Annotated in this window: 15 protein-coding genes and 1 tRNA gene; 12 read left to right on the forward strand and 4 right to left on the reverse strand. The window is 70.7% G+C overall.

Annotated elements, in window-relative coordinates:
- Window positions 1-166 precede the first annotated feature (166 nt).
- The 3 genes from glsA (at window position 167) to ilvC (ending at window position 3,864) form a co-directional block, all read left to right on the forward strand.
- The gene (glsA, locus tag EDD54_RS12300) at window positions 167-1,993 is read left to right on the forward strand and encodes a glutaminase A (RefSeq protein WP_126541451.1); all 1,827 of its coding nucleotides are present in this window, start codon (window positions 167-169) and stop codon (window positions 1,991-1,993) included.
- A 121-nt stretch (window positions 1,994-2,114) separates the two neighbouring features.
- Window positions 2,115-2,762 carry a TetR/AcrR family transcriptional regulator gene (locus EDD54_RS12305; protein WP_425374996.1) on the forward strand — a complete coding sequence of 216 codons (648 nt, stop codon included), beginning with the start codon at window positions 2,115-2,117 and terminating at the stop codon, window positions 2,760-2,762.
- A gap of 82 nt (window positions 2,763-2,844) precedes the next feature.
- Window positions 2,845-3,864: a ketol-acid reductoisomerase gene (gene ilvC / locus EDD54_RS12310; protein ID WP_126541453.1), complete on the forward strand. Its 1,020-nt coding sequence runs from the start codon at window positions 2,845-2,847 to the stop codon at window positions 3,862-3,864.
- 123 nt (window positions 3,865-3,987) lie between these two features.
- On the opposite strand, the gene EDD54_RS12315 is transcribed toward ilvC, so the two are convergent.
- A complete protein-coding gene (locus tag EDD54_RS12315) occupies window positions 3,988-6,045 on the reverse strand; it encodes a hypothetical protein (RefSeq protein WP_126541454.1) in 2,058 nt (685 codons plus the stop codon).
- A gap of 143 nt (window positions 6,046-6,188) precedes the next feature.
- Here EDD54_RS12315 and EDD54_RS12320 point away from each other — a divergent pair, with 143 nt between their 5' ends.
- Window positions 6,189-6,899, forward strand: a complete 711-nt coding sequence (locus EDD54_RS12320) for an NUDIX hydrolase (RefSeq protein ID WP_126541455.1) — start codon at window positions 6,189-6,191, stop codon at window positions 6,897-6,899.
- A gap of 217 nt (window positions 6,900-7,116) precedes the next feature.
- On the opposite strand, the gene EDD54_RS12325 is transcribed toward EDD54_RS12320, so the two are convergent.
- A complete protein-coding gene (locus tag EDD54_RS12325) occupies window positions 7,117-7,473 on the reverse strand; it encodes a BA14K family protein (protein WP_126541456.1) in 357 nt (118 codons plus the stop codon).
- 240 nt (window positions 7,474-7,713) lie between these two features.
- Here EDD54_RS12325 and EDD54_RS12330 point away from each other — a divergent pair, with 240 nt between their 5' ends.
- Genes EDD54_RS12330 through EDD54_RS12340 form a run of 3 tightly spaced genes read left to right on the forward strand, consistent with a single transcriptional unit; the run spans window position 7,714 to window position 9,482 of the window.
- On the forward strand, window positions 7,714-8,622 hold the full coding sequence (locus EDD54_RS12330; RefSeq protein WP_126541457.1) for a PhzF family phenazine biosynthesis protein: 909 nt from the start codon (window positions 7,714-7,716) through the stop codon (window positions 8,620-8,622).
- The gene (locus EDD54_RS12335; RefSeq protein ID WP_126541458.1) at window positions 8,619-9,161 is read left to right on the forward strand and encodes an MOSC domain-containing protein; all 543 of its coding nucleotides are present in this window, start codon (window positions 8,619-8,621) and stop codon (window positions 9,159-9,161) included. The genes EDD54_RS12330 and EDD54_RS12335 overlap by 4 nt, the downstream gene beginning before the upstream one ends.
- 36 nt (window positions 9,162-9,197) lie before the next feature.
- Window positions 9,198-9,482 carry a DUF3303 domain-containing protein gene (locus EDD54_RS12340; RefSeq protein ID WP_126541459.1) on the forward strand — a complete coding sequence of 95 codons (285 nt, stop codon included), beginning with the start codon at window positions 9,198-9,200 and terminating at the stop codon, window positions 9,480-9,482.
- 5 nt (window positions 9,483-9,487) lie between these two features.
- On the opposite strand, the gene EDD54_RS12345 is transcribed toward EDD54_RS12340, so the two are convergent.
- Window positions 9,488-9,949 (reverse strand): Lrp/AsnC family transcriptional regulator, encoded by a 462-nt coding sequence (locus EDD54_RS12345; RefSeq protein ID WP_126541460.1) that lies wholly within the window; start codon window positions 9,947-9,949, stop codon window positions 9,488-9,490.
- Between the two features lie 161 nt (window positions 9,950-10,110).
- On the opposite strand from EDD54_RS12345, the gene EDD54_RS12350 reads away from it, so the two are divergent.
- The 4 genes from EDD54_RS12350 (at window position 10,111) to EDD54_RS12365 (ending at window position 13,915) form a co-directional block, all read left to right on the forward strand.
- A complete protein-coding gene (locus tag EDD54_RS12350; RefSeq protein ID WP_126541461.1) occupies window positions 10,111-10,824 on the forward strand; it encodes an aspartate/glutamate racemase family protein in 714 nt (237 codons plus the stop codon).
- 65 nt (window positions 10,825-10,889) lie between these two features.
- Complete coding sequence (locus tag EDD54_RS12355; RefSeq protein WP_126541462.1) at window positions 10,890-11,468, forward strand: NAD(P)H-dependent oxidoreductase; 579 nt, start codon at window positions 10,890-10,892, stop codon at window positions 11,466-11,468.
- Between the two features lie 349 nt (window positions 11,469-11,817).
- Window positions 11,818-13,380 (forward strand): 2-isopropylmalate synthase, encoded by a 1,563-nt coding sequence (locus EDD54_RS12360; protein ID WP_126541463.1) that lies wholly within the window; start codon window positions 11,818-11,820, stop codon window positions 13,378-13,380.
- Window positions 13,381-13,839: 459 nt separating this feature from the next.
- Window positions 13,840-13,915 (forward strand) — tRNA-Lys (locus tag EDD54_RS12365).
- A gap of 127 nt (window positions 13,916-14,042) precedes the next feature.
- Here EDD54_RS12365 and EDD54_RS12370 read toward each other — a convergent pair.
- Window positions 14,043-14,639 carry a Swt1 family HEPN domain-containing protein gene (locus EDD54_RS12370; RefSeq protein ID WP_126541464.1) on the reverse strand — a complete coding sequence of 199 codons (597 nt, stop codon included), beginning with the start codon at window positions 14,637-14,639 and terminating at the stop codon, window positions 14,043-14,045.
- A 218-nt stretch (window positions 14,640-14,857) separates the two neighbouring features.
- Here EDD54_RS12370 and EDD54_RS12375 point away from each other — a divergent pair.
- The coding region (locus EDD54_RS12375) for a helix-turn-helix domain-containing protein (protein WP_166653447.1) at window positions 14,858-15,059 on the forward strand (202 nt) is incomplete at its 3' end.

The following is a 15,059-nucleotide window of genomic DNA, read 5'->3' on the forward strand; positions in this document are numbered from 1 at the left end:
GAGGCGGGACGCGGGACTGCCCGTCGTCGCTTCTCCCGCTGCCCAACAAACCCGCACGCCGGGCGCTCCCACGCCTCGCACGTGCGCGCTTCCCGACGGAAAGGTGATGGCACGTCGATTGCTTCCTCCGACGCGGTGATTCGGCCGGTTGCCAAAGGGGGGTGGCATGGCGATCGACGCGTTGACGGGACTGGTCCGGCAAATCCACGACGACCTCGCGTCGCTCGCCGACGGCGAGGTCGCGACCTACATCCCGGAGCTGGCGAAGGCCGACCCGGAGCATTTCGCCATCGCGATCGCGACGGTGGACGGGGAGGTCTTCTCGGTCGGCGACGCCGACGTCGCCTTCACGATCCAGTCGATGTCGAAGCCCTTCGCCTACGCCGCCGCGCTCGACCGGTTGGGGCGCGCCGCCGTGCTGGGACGCGTCGGCGTCGAGCCGACCGGCGACGCCTTCAACGCCATCGTCCTCGACGAGGTGAACAACCGGCCGTTCAACCCGATGGTCAACGCCGGCGCCATCGCGGTGTCCGCGCTGTTCCCGGGTGACACGGCCGGCGCGCGCGCCGAGGCCATGCTCGCGGCGCTGTCGCGCTTCGCCGGGCGGCCGCTCGCCGTCGACGACGCCGTGTTCGCTTCGGAGTCCGAGACCGGGCACCGCAACCGCGCCATCGCCTGGCTGATGCTGAACTCGGGCATGCTCGCGGCCGCGCCCGACCTCGCGCTCGACACCTATTTCCGCCAGTGTTCGGTGCTCGTCGACACCCGCGATCTCGCGGTGATGGCGGCGACGCTGGCGGCCGGCGGCGTCAACCCGCGCACGGGCGAGCGGGCCGTCGAGGCGGCGCACCTGCCCGACGTCCTCACCGTGATGCTGACCTGCGGCATGTACGACTACGCCGGCCAGTGGGCCTGGGAGGTCGGGCTGCCGGCCAAGAGCGGCGTGGCGGGCGGTGTGGTCGCGGTCGTGCCGGGCCAGTTCGGCATCGCCGCTTACTCGCCGCGCCTCGACCGCATCGGCAACAGCGTGCGCGCCGTCGCCGCGATCCGGCGCCTGTCGGAACGGTTGTCGCTGCACGGCCTCGCCGCGCGCCCGGACGCCGGCGGTGCGCTGCGCCGGGTCCTCGACGGGCGGACGCTGCGCTCGAAGCGCTGGCGCCCCGCGGCCGACCGGGCCTGCCTCGACACCGCCGGCGATCGTCTCGTGGTCGTCGAACTCGCCGGACAGGTGCCGGTCGGCGCCGCCGAGCGCGCGATCCGCCGGGTCGGCGCGATGGTCGCGGCCGGCGAGGCGGTGGTGGATCTCGACCGGGTCACCGGCGTCGATCCCGGCGCCGTCGTATTGTTCGACGCGTTCGGCGTCGCGCTGGCAGCCGCCGGCCGCAGCGCCTGGCTGGTGCCCGGACGTGGCGGCCGGGCGGTGGCCGACGGGCTCGGTCCGCTCGCACGGACCGGTTGGCACGTGGCCGCCGGGCTCGACGAGGCCGTCGAAGCCGCCGAGGATCGCCTGCTCGGCGGCGGAGCGGGCGACGGCCGGGAGGCACCGCTGCCGCTCGCCGCGGCCGCGCTGCTGGCGGGCCTCTCGCCGGAAGACCTGGACCTGCTCGCGGCCGAGGTGCCGATCGGTCACCTCGCCGTGCCGAAGGGGGCGGCGGCGGCACGTGTCGGCGAGCCCGCCGACGCGGTGTTCCTGGTTGCCTCCGGCCGGTTCCGGGTCCAACTGCCGATCGCGGGCGGTGCGCCGGTCCACCTCAATGCGCTCGGTCCCGGCGACAGCTTCGGCGAGATGGCGCTCATGGACGACGTGCCGCTGCGCTCGGCCGACGTGGTCGCGGAGACCGACGCGACCTGCCACGTCCTGCCGATCGCCGCCCTGCGCGCCTTCGGGCAGAACCATCCGCTGGTGATGAACCGGATCCTGAGCCGTCTCGCCGCCGATCTCGGCGTGCGGCTGCGCCGGGTCAACGACACCATCCGCTCCCTGCTGGTCTGATCGCCCGACCGGACGGCGAGGGCCGCCGACGCGCACGCCCTCGCGCGCCTGCGGCCGAGGGCTTGACGGGGCGGGGCGCCGCCTGTAATCCGATCCAGAACCGTACCGTACGGTACGCAAGATCGGGACCCGCCGCTTGAACGCGCCCGCCGCCATCGCCGAACCGCTGCCGCCGCGCCAGACCGAGGTGCTGGAGCGGGCGCTCGCGCTGCTCGTCGAGGGCGGCGAGCGGGCGTTGACGACGGCGGGGGTGGCGCGGGCGGCGAACTGCTCGAAGGAGAGCCTCTACAAGTGGTTCGGCGACCGTGACGGCCTGCTCGCCGCGGTGATCACCCATCAGGCGAGCAAGGTACGCGCCGGCGACGCCGGCTCGGCGCGGCCGTCGGCCGAGGTGTTCCGGCGGCGACTGGTCGACTTCGCGGTCGACCTCCTCGACGTGCTCTCGGGCGAGGCCTCGGTGGCGCTGAACCGGCTGGCGATCGGGCAGGCCGGTGGCGGCGGCGCCGCGCTCGGACGCCTCGTGCTCGAGCACGGCCGCCGGCCGATCGAGGTGCGGCTGTCGGCGCTGCTCGAGGCCGGGCGCGCCGGCGGCGTCGTGCGCTTCTCGGACGTGCGCGAGGCCTATCGCACGCTCTACGGCCTCGTGGTCCGCGACCTGCACGTCCGCCTGCTGCTCGGCGACGGGCCGGATCCGGCCGAGCGCGACCACCGGACGAGGGCCGCCGAGGCGGTCGACCAGTTCATCCGCCTGCACGGGACGGCGGGTTAGGGAACGACCGGTCCGAAGGGGCCGGCCGGCAAGCAAGAGGGGGCGCCGCGCGCGTCCCTCGGAGAAGGGAAGGGAAGGACGAATGCGCGTCTATTACGATCGGGATGCCGACCTCAACCTCGTCAAGGGCAAGAAGGTCGTGATCGTCGGCTACGGCAGCCAGGGCCGCGCCCATGCGCTCAACCTGCGCGATTCGGGCGTCAAGGACGTCGCCGTCGCCCTGAAGCCGGGTTCGGCGACCGCCAAGAAGGTCGAGGCCGACGGCCTCAAGGTCATGACCGTCGCCGAGGCCGCCCAGTGGGGCGACCTCCTGATGATGGCGACCCCGGACGAGCTGCAGGCCGACATCTACCGCGACGAGATCGCCCCGAACATCCGCGACGGCGCCGCGATCGCCTTCGCCCACGGCCTCAACGTCCACTTCGGCCTGATCGAGCCGAAGAAGACCGTCGACGTCATCATGATCGCGCCGAAGGGCCCCGGCCACACCGTGCGCGGCGAGTACGAGAAGGGCGGCGGCGTGCCGTGCCTCGTCGCCGTCCACCACGACGCCTCGGGCAACGCCCTCGACATCGCGCTCTCCTACGCCTCCGGCGTCGGCGGCGGCCGCTCGGGCATCATCGAGACCTCGTTCAAGGAAGAGTGCGAGACCGATCTCTTCGGCGAGCAGGTCGTGCTGTGCGGCGGCCTGGTCGAGCTGATCCGCGCCGGCTTCGAGACGCTGGTCGAGGCGGGCTACGCCCCCGAGATGGCCTATTTCGAGTGCCTGCACGAAGTGAAGCTGATCGTCGACCTCATCTACGAGGGCGGCATCGCCAACATGAACTACTCGATCTCCAACACCGCCGAGTGGGGCGAGTACGTCACCGGCCCGCGCATCGTCACGGCCGAGACCAAGGCCGAGATGAAGAACGTGCTGAAGGACATCCAGACCGGCAAGTTCACCTCGGAGTGGATGCAGGAGTACCGCGCCGGTGCCGCCCGCTTCAAGGGCATCCGCCGCGTCAACGACGCCCATCAGATCGAGGACGTCGGCGCCAAGCTGCGCGCCATGATGCCCTGGATCAAGCAGAAGGCGCTGGTCAACCGCGAGCGCAACTGATCGCGCGGGTCCGGGGAGCCGGCATCGGCCAGATCCCCGGACCCGCCCGGCAAGCAGAACGGCCGGTTCCGCGCGAGCGGAACCGGCCGTTCTCGTTTCGTCGGGTCCTCGCGGCAGCCCGGATCAGCGCGTCGGCAGCGCGCCGAAGCGCCAGAGCGGGGCGGTGCGGCCGACCTTCAGCGTGACCTCGCTGCCGGGAACGAGGGCGGCGGCGTCGCGCGCGGAGAGGCGGGCGATCGCGGTGCGGCCGTCGCCGACGACGGCGACGTCGCGGATCCGGAGGTCGCCGATCGCGAGTTCGGGCAGGGAGTCGGTGAAGGGGAACGGGCGGCGCGAGGTGAGCTCCAGCCGCAGCGCGCCCGGCGACCGGCCGGCGACGGCCGGAGCGTCGGCGGGCAGGAAGCGGATCCGGTTGCCGGCTTCGGGAGCGGTCGTCGCGACGGGTGCCGCGATCACGGCCGCGGACGCGGCGACGGGCGCCGGTGCGACCGTGCCCGACGTCGTCACCGGCTTCGTTGTGGCGACGATCGTGCCGATGTCGACGTCGCCGTCGGCACGGCTGTCGAAGACCAGCCGGATGCCGGCGACCGAGCGCAGCGGCATGCCGAAGGCGGCGAGGTCGAAGGAGACCGTGGCGAGCATGCGATGCCGCTCGAACTCCATGCCGACGGGCTCGGTCAGGGCGATGCGACCGGCGGTCGACAGCGGCGCGGACAGCCGACCGTTCGTGCCGATCAGGCGGACCTTGAACTCCATCGCGCCCTTGGGATCGGCCGCCGCGGCGCACTCGCCCCCGGCGCACCCGACGGCCGTCCGCAGCGACAGCGTCGAGAAGCCGGAGAGGTCGACGCCACCCTTGCGGACGAACCCGATGTCGAACCGGCGGGTCGCGATCCCACCGGACCACGTCACCCGCGCGATGCGGGGCGCGGCCGGATGCGCGTCGTCGGTGGTGTTCGCGACGGTCAGGCCGACCGGCGCGTAGGGAACGCCGGCGTCGCTCTCGGCGGCGGTCCGCGAGAAGGTCTCGAGCAGCTTCACGCCGTCGCCGGGCGCGGCGGGCAGGTAGCCGCGCTGGACGTGAGTGACGGCGGTCAGCGTCCGCGGCAGCGCGGAGGAGGGATCGAACAGGTCGGCGAGCGCCGGCGTGCGGTGCGCGCCGACGGTGGCCTGGAAGAAGCGCAGGACCGGGACGAGGGCGGTCTGCTGCTGCTTCGACGAGCGGCCGGCCTGCGGGAACAGCGCCGGCGCGCCCGTGCAGGCAAAGCTGTCCGACTCCAGCCACTCCGTGTTGTAGGCGTTGTGGTTGGCGCCCCAGACCTCGAACGTGCCGCGCGGGGCGCGCACCGTGTCGTCGACGAAGCCGAAGGTACGGTCGAACACGCTCATGCCCTCGAGCGTCGAGACGTCGCCGTCGCAGCTCGGCAGCAGGATCATGCTGGCGACGCCCTTGGCGTCGAGGACGCGCGCGGTCTGGCCGTCGACCGGGCCGATCTCGAAGATGGCGCGGATCGTCATCGGGCCGATCATCGCCGGGAAGACGCTGCCGGCGTCGCGCCACTGGACGAGCGCCGCGCGGGCGCCTTCGCCGCCGCGGCTGTGGCCGAGGAGGCCGACCTGCGCGAAATCGAGCGTGCCCTTCGGGTCGAAGCCGAGGGTCGCCGGGACGGCGATCGCGCCGGCGCCGCGGTTCCAGTCCGACAAGAGGGCGAGGTGGCGCAGGATCAGTCGGCCGCGGGCGAGGTTGAGGCCGGAGTCGTCGGCGTCGCCGACACCGGCGGTGATGCCGCGGTTTGCGTTGATCGAGACGACGACGTAGCCCCGGGCGGCGAGCGCGCGGGCGAGATAGGCGTAGCCGAGGTGGTTCGGCGTCACCGTGTAGCCGGCCGGGCACTTGCCGTCGATCGTATATTCGGCGTTGTCGTCGACCCGCACGCCGCGGCCGCGGTCGAACCGCCCGCAGGTGCCGTGGTTGCCGTGCAGGAAGACGAGCAGCGGATGCCGGCTGGTCCCGAGCTCCGCCGGGCGGTAGACCTCGGCCCAGAGATCGACCTTGGTGCCGGCGAGCACCGTCGCCTCGTCGCGGCCGGTGAAGCGGTAGGAGCCCTCCGCGATCGCTCCGGCGAAGGACGGCGACAGCAGCGCTGCGAGGATCGTGAGGGCGAGAAGTACGATGCGCAAAAGAAGCGACTCCGTCGTGAGGCGAGGCAGAGGATGGCGGCAGTTTCCACAACGGACGTGACGCTTCCACCCCCAATGCGGGTTTATCGTGTCCGAATCGTCCACCCCTCGGGGCGGGCGGCGCCCTTGCGGAGACCTCGCGGATGATCCTGCCGATCGACGACGTCGTGCTGACCCTTTCGCCCGAACCGGCCGGGGTCGACGACGACACCCGCGCGCGCATCGTCGCGCACTGGGCGGCGGCCGTCGCGGCCAATCCGGCGCTGTGGAACGGCACGGTGTACGGCGTGCGCGCGCCGGGTACGCCGGGCGGCCTCCGGGTCGAGGCCGGCGTGCTCCGCGGCGAGGCGGTGGAGTGGGACTTCGCGTCCTTCCTCGCCTGGCGCGACTGGGGCTTTCCCGAGATCGGGCTGCGCAACCTGTTCGGCTCGGCGCTGGTGTTGTCCGGCGACGGCGCGCTGATCTACGGGGTGATGGGGCCGCGGACCGCCAACGCCGGCCGGATCTATCCGCCGGGCGGCAGCCTGGAGCCGCGCGACCGCACCGCCGACGGCCGGCTCGACGTGTTCCGCTCGGTCGACCTCGAACTCGCCGAGGAGACCGGCCTCGCGGTCGCCGACGCCGAACTCGCGGCGACGCTGGTCGCCTTCGACGGGCCGCGGGTGTCGGTGGGGCGGGTGCTGTGCTTTCCGGGCGAGGCCGACGACCTTGCGGCCGGGATCCGCGCCTTCCTCGCCGCCGACCCCGATCCGGAACTCGCCGACGTCGCGGTGATCCGGAGCGGCGCCGAGGCGGCCGACGCGCGCTTCCCGCCCTACGCTCGCATGTTCGCGGAGTACCTTTTGCCATCGTGAGGGTCGGTTAGAAAACGCGACCGCCCGCCGCGGGGGCGATCCGCGGCGGGCGGGTCTCCGCGCGCGGCGTGCGGGCGCCGGGGCGGAGAGGGGCGGCACCGCGCCGCCGATCCCCCGGATGCCGTCGGGGGTGGGCGCGGTGCCGAAGGGGTGCCCCGCCTGCCGCCCGGGGGCGATCCGGGGCAGGCGGGGCCACCGCCGGGGTGTGCGGGCACCCTCAGCGGAGATAGGGCGACGCGCAGGCGCGCAGGCGGCCGTACTTGTCGATCCAGGTGTTGTCGTAGACGTTGTAGGAGCGGTACTTGGCCGCGCACCACGCCTCGTGGGCGGCGGCGGGATCGTCGACGTAGACCGGCACGGCGCGCGGCGCGCGGTAGACCGGCACGGGCTCGACGTAGACCGGCGCCGGCTGCGGCTGGGCCAGCACGCCGCCGAGGATCGCGCCGCCGAGCAGGCCGATGGCACCGGCGGCGATGACGTCGCCGTCGTCGTGGTGGCCGCCGGCGAAGGCGGTGCCGGGCAGGGCGACGGCCGCGGCGATGGCGACGGCGGCGATGGCTGCGAACTTCGACATGGCTTCCTCTCCTGGTCGGCGTCCCGTCGGTCTCGACGGCTTCCCCGCCTCATTACGGGACGCTCTCCGGGCCTCGTGTGGGAAAACGCACGGTGCGGACGTTTCGTCCCCGCGGCGCGAAGAGTTTCATCCGATCACGGCGGCGGCCGGGACGGATCGTGGCGAGCGTGCGGCGGTGGACGGGCGGAGCGGCCGGCCTTATCGTCGGCGTCCCGTGCGGGGATCGAGGGGAGTTCGCAAGTGCCGCGTCGCTACGCCGTCCTGGACGTGTTCACCGATCGGCCGCTGGCCGGCAATCCGCTGGCTGTGGTGCTCGACGGCGACGGCCTCGAACCCGCCCGCATGCAGGCGATCGCCGCCGAGTTCAACCTCTCCGAGACCGTGTTCGTGCTGCCGCCGTCGCGGCCGGGGGTGTCGGCGAAGGTGCGGATCTTCACGCCCGCGAAGGAACTGCCCTTCGCCGGCCATCCCACCGTCGGCACCGCCGTGCTGCTGGCGACCGACCGGCTCGACGGCGTCACCCGCGAGACCGACGCGATGGTGGTGCTGGAGGAGGAGATCGGCATCGTGCGCTGCGGCGCCGTGATCGCGCCCGGCCGGGCCGGCCGCGCCGTGTTCGACCTGCCGAAGCTGCCGGAGGAGAAGCCGTTCCACGGCGACGTCGGCCTCGCCGCCTCCGCCCTCGGCCTCGACCGCGGCGACATCGGCTTCGAGAACCACGTGCCGTCGGTGTTCGGCGTCGGCCATCCCTTCGTGTTCGTGCCGATCCGCGACCGCGCCGCGATGGCGCGGATCCGCCGCGACATGACCGTCTGGGCCGGCGCCTTCGGCGCGCCCGGCATCAACATCTTCGTCTACACCCGCGATTGCGCGCACCAGGACGGCGACTTCCACGCGCGCATGTTCGCGCCCGAGCTCGGCATCGGCGAGGATCCCGCCACCGGTTCGGCCGCCGCCTCCTTCGCCGGGGTGGTGATGCGCTTCGACGGCTCGCCCGAGGGCGAGCGCCGCCTGATCCTGGAGCAGGGTTACGAGATGGGCCGGCCGAGCCGGATCGAGCTCGAGATCACCGTCGAGAAGGGCCGCCTCGCCGGCGCGCGCATCGGCGGTGCGGCGGTGATCGTGGCGCGCGGCGAACTGGCGCTGTGAGCGCCCGCGTCGTCGCCGTGGCCGCCGACGACGGCCACCGCTTCTCCAAGCCGGTCCGCGCCGCGATCGACCTGATCGCCGGTCTCGGCGTCGCCGGCGACGCCCACGCCGGCGTCACGGTGCAACACCGCTCGCGCGTCGCGGTCGACCCGACGCAGCCGAACCTGCGCCAGGTCCACCTCGTGGCGTGCGAGACCCTCGACGAGCTGGTCGCGGCGGGCTTCGCCGTCGCTCCGGGCGTGATCGGCGAGAACGTCACCACCGCCAACCTCGACCTCCTCGCCCTGCCGCGCGGCACCCGGCTCCGGCTCGGCGCCGAAGCCGTCGTGGAGGTGACGGGCCTGCGCAACCCCTGCGCCCAGCTCGACTGCTTCCAGAAGGGCCTCACCGCCGCGCTCCTCGGCCGCGACGCCGACGGCGGCCTCGTGCGCAAGGCGGGCGTGATGGCGATCGTGGTCGCGGGCGGCACCGTCGGGCCCGACGATCCGATCGGCGTCGAACTGCCGCCTCGGCCTTGGCAGCGGCTCGAGCGGGTGTAGGCTCGGCCGACCCGAGCGCAACCGAGGGGGCCGGCCATGCTGTTCATGATCATCGAACGCTTCCGCGACGACGACATGATCCCGATCTACCGGCGGGTCCGCGACGAAGGCCGGATGATCCCGGAGGGCCTGGAATACGTCGACAGCTGGGTGGAACCGAACTTCGGCCGCTGCTTCCAGCTGATGCGCTGCGCGGACTTGAAGCTGCTCCAGGAATGGGTCCTGAAATGGCGCGGGTCGGGCGTGAGCTTCGAGATCGTGCCGGTCCTGACCAGCGCGGAGACACGCGCCGTCGTCGCCCCGTTCCTCGATCAACCCTGATTCGCTCACGCGAAGTCGGTCGACAGCGGGCCGTCGGCCTTCACCGTCTCCATCGAGATGTAGGCGGAGACGTCGAAGAGCTCGATGCGGTGGATCAGGCGCTTGTAGACGTCGTCGTAGTGTTCGACGTTCGGGAGCGCCAGCTTCATGATGTAGTCGACGTTGCCGGTCAGGCGGTGGACCTCGACGATCTCCGGGATGTCGCCGATGGCACGGCGGAACTTGTCCAGCCATTCGCCGTCGTGGCGGCCGGTCTTCAGCAGTACCCAGACGGTGGTCGGCAGGCCGATGCGGCGGCGGTCGAGCCGGGCGACGCGGCGGGCGACGTAGCCCGCCTCGGCCAGCCGGGCGATCCGGCGCGAGCAGGCCGACACCGACAGACTGACCGCCTCGGCGAGGCTCGCCAGCGACGTGTCGGCGTCGACCTGGAGGAGGGCGAGGAGGCGGCGGTCGCGGTCGTCGAGCATGTGGCGAGGCGGTGCTTCGATTGGAGGCGCCGTCAAAATAGCGCTTCTCGGCCGAACAGTGCAAACTGGAGGCGTCCCCGCGACGCTCGAGCCCGCAGTTCGCGCGCCGTTTGCGCGAGTCTCGCGCGATGATGCCCGTCATCGAAACGGGAGCAGTGGCGATGAGGACCATCGGTCTGGTCGGGGGCATGAGCTGGGAGAGCACGGCGGTCTACTACCGGCTGCTGAACGAGGCGGTGCGGGCGCGGCTCGGCGGCCTCGCCTCCGCCGAGATCGCGATGCGCTCGGTCGATTTCGCCCGCATCGTCGCGCTGCAGACGTCCGGCCGCTGGGACCTCGCCGCCGACGCCCTCGCCGCTGCGGCGCGCGGCCTGGAGCGGGCCGGCGCCGACTGCATCCTGATCTGCACCAACACCATGCACCTCGTCGCCGACGAGGTCGCGGCCGCCGTCGGCGTGCCGCTGATCCACATCGTCGACGAGACCGCCGCGGCGATCCGCGCCGAGGGCGGCCGCCGGCCGCTGCTGCTCGCCACCCGCTACACCATGGAGCACGGCTTCTACGCCGCGCGCATGGCCCGCCACGGCCTCGACGTGGTGGTGCCGGACGCCGACGACCGGCAGGCGATCCACGCCATCATCTTCGACGAACTCTGCCGCGGCGTCGTCACGCCGGCCTCGCGCGATCGGGCGCTCGCGATCGTCGAGCGCGGCCGCGCCGCCGGTGCCGATTCGGTCATCCTCGGCTGCACCGAGATCTGCCTGCTGCTCGACCCCGCGGCCCTGCCGCTGCCCGGTTTCGATTCCACCGCGATCCACACCGACGCCGCGCTGCGCTTCGCGCTCGGGGAGGAGACCGCTGCCGCCGCGGCGTGAGCGAGGTCAATGCGGCGGGTCCCGCGCGGCGCGACGATGGGCCGTTGCCGCGGAGATCCCCGCCGATGTCGTGCATCCTGATCGTCCAGGGCCATCCCGATCCCGATCCCGCCCGGTTCTGCCGGGCGCTCGCCGCCGCCTATGCCGAGGGCGCCGCCGCGGGCGGCCACGAAGTCCGCAGCCTCGACGTCGCCAGCCTCGGCATCCCGCCGCTCGGCAGCGAGGCCGAGTGGCAGGCGGAGCCGCCGCCGGCGGTGGCGGCGGCGCAGGCCGACCTCGCCTGGGCGGACCACCTCGTCTTCTTCCATCCGCTCTGGCTCGGCGCGATGCCGGCGGCGCTGAAGGCCTTCCTCGAGCAGGTGGCCCGGCCGGGCTTCGCCTTTCCGAAGGGACCGCGCGGCCTCGGCAGGGGGCTGCTCGCCGGCAAGTCGTCGCGTACCGTGGTGACGATGGGCATGCCGGCGCTGTTCTACAGGTGGTGGTACGGCGCGCTGGCGCTGCGCGCCTTCGAGCGCAACGTCCTCGCCTTTGTCGGCATCGGGCCGAACCGGCACACGCTGATCGGCTCGGTCGAGGGGCTGTCGGACGCGGCGCGCCGGGGCTGGCTGGCGCGGATGCGCGAGCTCGGCCGCGCCGCCCGCTGAGCCGCCGGGACGGCGGGCGCGGAAAACCGCTTGCCACGCGGCCCCCGCCGCGATTAGAAGCTTTCCATTCCGATCGTGTGCCGTTTCCGGCGGCCGGTCGCTTCTGGGACGGCGGGTCGATGACGTTCGCGAGCGAACAGTCCGTGACGACCTCCCGGCGGGCAGCCCCCGCCCGGGCCCTTTCGCTCGTCCTGCTCCTCCTTAGCCGCCCCTGAGCGTCGGCTGGCCGCGTCACGGCCGGGCTCTCAGGGGATCACGCCTTCGCCGAACCGATCAGCCGGAATGGGCCGACGGGCGCCGACGGTCGAGAACCGCCGCTCCGGCCCGCGCAATGCCAGGAAAGCCAACGATGAACGCCCCCGTATCCGCCCCCAAGGACCGCATCGTCATCTTCGACACCACCCTGCGCGACGGCGAGCAGAGCCCCGGCGCCTCGATGACGCTCTCGGAGAAGCTGCAGGTCGCCGAGGTGCTCGACGAGATGGGCGTCGACGTCATCGAGGCCGGCTTCCCGATCGCCTCCAACGGCGACTTCGAGGCCGTCAGCGAGATCGCCAAGCGCGTCAAGAACGCCACCGTCTGCGGCCTCGCGCGCGCCTCCAACAACGACATCGACCGCGCCGGCGAGGCGGTGAAGCACGCCGAGAAGCGGCGCATCCACACCTTCATCTCCACCTCGCCGCTGCACATGAAGTACAAGCTGCAGATGGAGCCGGAGACCGTCTACGAGAAGGTGATCGCCTCCGTCACCCGCGCCCGCCAGTGGACCGACGACGTCGAGTGGTCGGCCGAGGACGGCTCGCGCACCGAGCACGACTTCCTGTGCCGTTGCGTCGAGGCCGCGATCAAGGCCGGCGCCACCACCATCAACATCCCCGACACCGTCGGCTACGCCGTGCCGGAGGAATATGCCGCGCTGTTCCAGATGCTGCTGAACCGCGTGCCGAACGCCGACAAGGCGATCTTCTCGACCCACTGCCACGACGACCTCGGCCTCGCCGTCGCCAACTCGCTGGCCGGCATCTCCGGCGGCGCGCGCCAGATCGAGTGCACCATCAACGGCCTCGGCGAGCGCGCCGGCAACGCGGCGCTGGAGGAGGTGGTGATGGCGATCCGCACCCGCGCCGACGTGCTGCCCTTCGCCACCGGCATCAAGACGCCGATGCTGACGCGCGCCTCCAAGCTGGTCTCGAACGCCTCGGCCTTCCCGGTGCAGTACAACAAGGCGATCGTCGGCCAGAACGCCTTCGCCCACGAGAGCGGCATCCACCAGGACGGCATGCTGAAGAACGCCCAGACCTACGAGATCATGCGCCCCGACGACGTCGGCGTGAAGTCGACCTCGCTGGTGATGGGCAAGCATTCCGGCCGCCACGCCTTCAAGGAGAAGCTGAAGGACCTCGGCATCGAACTCGGCGACAACGCCCTGGAGGACGCCTTCCGCCGCTTCAAGGACCTCGCCGACAAGAAGAAGCACGTCTTCGACGAGGACATTGAGGCGCTGGTCTCCGACGAGATGGAGAACGCCGGCGAGCGCGTGAAGGTGATGGCGCTGACCGTCATCGCCGGCACCGCCGGCCCGCAGATGGCGACCATCACCCTAGACGTCGACGGCACCCACGTCACCATGATGTCGAACGGCGACGGCCCGGTCGACGCCACCTTCAACGCCATCAAGAAGATCATCCCGCACGAGGCGACGCTGAGGCTCTATCAGGTCAGCGCCGTCACCGAGGGCACCGACGCCCAGGCCGAGGTGTTCGTGCGCCTCGAGGAGGGCGGCAAGCAGGTCACCGGCAAGGCCGCCGACACCGACACCCTGGTCTCCTCGGCCAAGGCCTACATCTCGGCCCTGAACAAGCTCTACGCCAAGCGCGACCGCGCCAACGCCCGCGAGGTCGCGGCGGTCTGACACCCGTCTCGTGAGGTCCCGACCGGTCGGGACTTCACGAGGGTTCGGCCGTTCGGCCGGCGCCCGGTCGCGCGCTGCCCGCCCGCAAGGCTCCGACGCCGGGTCGGAACGGTGCGAACTCGCTACGGCGAGGGCCGGCGACCGCCCGGCCGATCGGGCCCCCGCGCGACCGACGAGGACGAACGGCCCGCCCGAGCGGCGGGCGACGACACGAGGGGCGGCCCGCCGGGTCGCCCCTCCGTCGTTTCGCCGGCTCCGCGATCCCGCCCGCGCCGACACCCCGGCCGCCGCCTCGCCGGCGGCGGCGCGACGGCCGGGCAGGGGTGCCCCAACCCCTTCGCCCGCAACGATTTTCGAGGTTTTTTCCCCGCCCCGAAAAAAGGGGGTTGCGGACCCCGGAACCCCCGGCTATAAGCCCGCCATCCAACGCGGACGGCGACACCGTCGCCGACCGTCGGAGGGCGCGTAGCTCAGTCGGTAGAGCAGCTGACTCTTAATCAGCGGGTCACAGGTTCGATCCCTGTCGCGCCCACCAAATTTCTGTTTCAGCTGATTCGCTTAGATGGCGAAATGTTGAAGCGCTTGGGCGTCTCATTGGGCGCAGCTCTTACTTCAATGTTTGAAGTTCGTTGCTTATTGCTGTCCTGCTATTGGCTTTGATGTTAGGAACTCTTTGGTCCTTCTAAGACTCTAAACCAGTCTTTGATTGCCAACTTCAATCTATCAACTTCGTCATCCGCAAGTACTCCGCAATGCGCTATTGTTCCGCGAAGCATGTTGAGAGCAGATAGAACTCGTGAAACTGCCGATTGATTGCTCATTATACCAGCAAAATCGACCCAGTTCTCTCGTATAACGTCTGACAGCTGCCCAAAAGTTATATAGTCAATCTCATTGTCAGATCTTGTGCTTACAGCCGCTTGTTCCTTGCGGTTTCGGTTTTTCCGAGCTTCCTCCTTGACGCCTGTGGGTACCTTGAGGTCCCACCAGTTCGCGCCGTGGGCACTTTCCAGTGTTTCAACGATCAATTCTCTTATGTCGTTCTCAAGCATATAAAAGAGTTCATAATACTCCGCCATGTTTGAGGCGTTTCTGCGATTCTGTAGGCTGAACTGCCTTATATACCGGTCATTATTACTGTCCTCGGAGAGTCTCTTGTTCTTGGGATTATCCTTATACTCTGAAGTGGACTGCCTTATATCAGCCTCGATAACTGCGCACTTGAGAAGAAAAAGTTCAATGTTCCCTAGGTTATTCATTGTAGTAGATTTCCTTTCAAGCTTTTAAATATTGTATTGTATACTTCAATATTTGTTGATTCTGGAAGGACAATGTTGATATTGTATATCAAACCTACATTCGACTGAGGAATGCCCTTTGAGACGCTAGAGCGGAACCCGATCTGACGGAATCGTGAGGGGTTCCCAAATCGGCCGTAAGCTGATTCAGACTGTCTGCCGGGGGGAGGCCGGCGGATATGTCGAAGGCCCTTTCTGTCGATCTTCGGGTTCGTGTTCTGGCGGCGGTCGCGGCGGGAGCGACCCACCGCGAGGCTGCTGAGCGCTTCGGGGTGAGCGCCGCCAACGTGAGCCGTTGGCGGGCGAGGGAACGCGAGCTCGGCGCTCCCCGCCCGAAGGCGCTGGGAGGCGACCGGCGCTCGGATCGGATCGAGGCCCATC

Origin of the sequence: Oharaeibacter diazotrophicus (assembly GCF_004362745.1) — a bacterium.
GTDB classification, from domain to species: domain Bacteria; phylum Pseudomonadota; class Alphaproteobacteria; order Rhizobiales; family Pleomorphomonadaceae; genus Oharaeibacter; species Oharaeibacter diazotrophicus.

What these genes read in the sequence shown, in the direction of transcription:
- glsA (WP_126541451.1), top strand. Translation starts at nt 167, where the DNA reads ATGGCGATCGACGCGTTGACGGGACTGGTCCGGCAAATCCACGACGAC.
- ilvC (WP_126541453.1), top strand. Translation starts at nt 2,845, where the DNA reads ATGCGCGTCTATTACGATCGGGATGCCGACCTCAACCTCGTCAAGGGC.
- EDD54_RS12320 (WP_126541455.1), top strand. Translation starts at nt 6,189, where the DNA reads ATGATCCTGCCGATCGACGACGTCGTGCTGACCCTTTCGCCCGAACCG.
- EDD54_RS12325 (WP_126541456.1), bottom strand. Translation starts at nt 7,473, where the DNA reads ATGTCGAAGTTCGCAGCCATCGCCGCCGTCGCCATCGCCGCGGCCGTC.
- EDD54_RS12340 (WP_126541459.1), top strand. Translation starts at nt 9,198, where the DNA reads ATGCTGTTCATGATCATCGAACGCTTCCGCGACGACGACATGATCCCG.
- EDD54_RS12345 (WP_126541460.1), bottom strand. Translation starts at nt 9,949, where the DNA reads ATGCTCGACGACCGCGACCGCCGCCTCCTCGCCCTCCTCCAGGTCGAC.
- EDD54_RS12350 (WP_126541461.1), top strand. Translation starts at nt 10,111, where the DNA reads ATGAGGACCATCGGTCTGGTCGGGGGCATGAGCTGGGAGAGCACGGCG.
- EDD54_RS12355 (WP_126541462.1), top strand. Translation starts at nt 10,890, where the DNA reads ATGTCGTGCATCCTGATCGTCCAGGGCCATCCCGATCCCGATCCCGCC.
- EDD54_RS12360 (WP_126541463.1), top strand. Translation starts at nt 11,818, where the DNA reads ATGAACGCCCCCGTATCCGCCCCCAAGGACCGCATCGTCATCTTCGAC.
- EDD54_RS12370 (WP_126541464.1), bottom strand. Translation starts at nt 14,639, where the DNA reads ATGAATAACCTAGGGAACATTGAACTTTTTCTTCTCAAGTGCGCAGTT.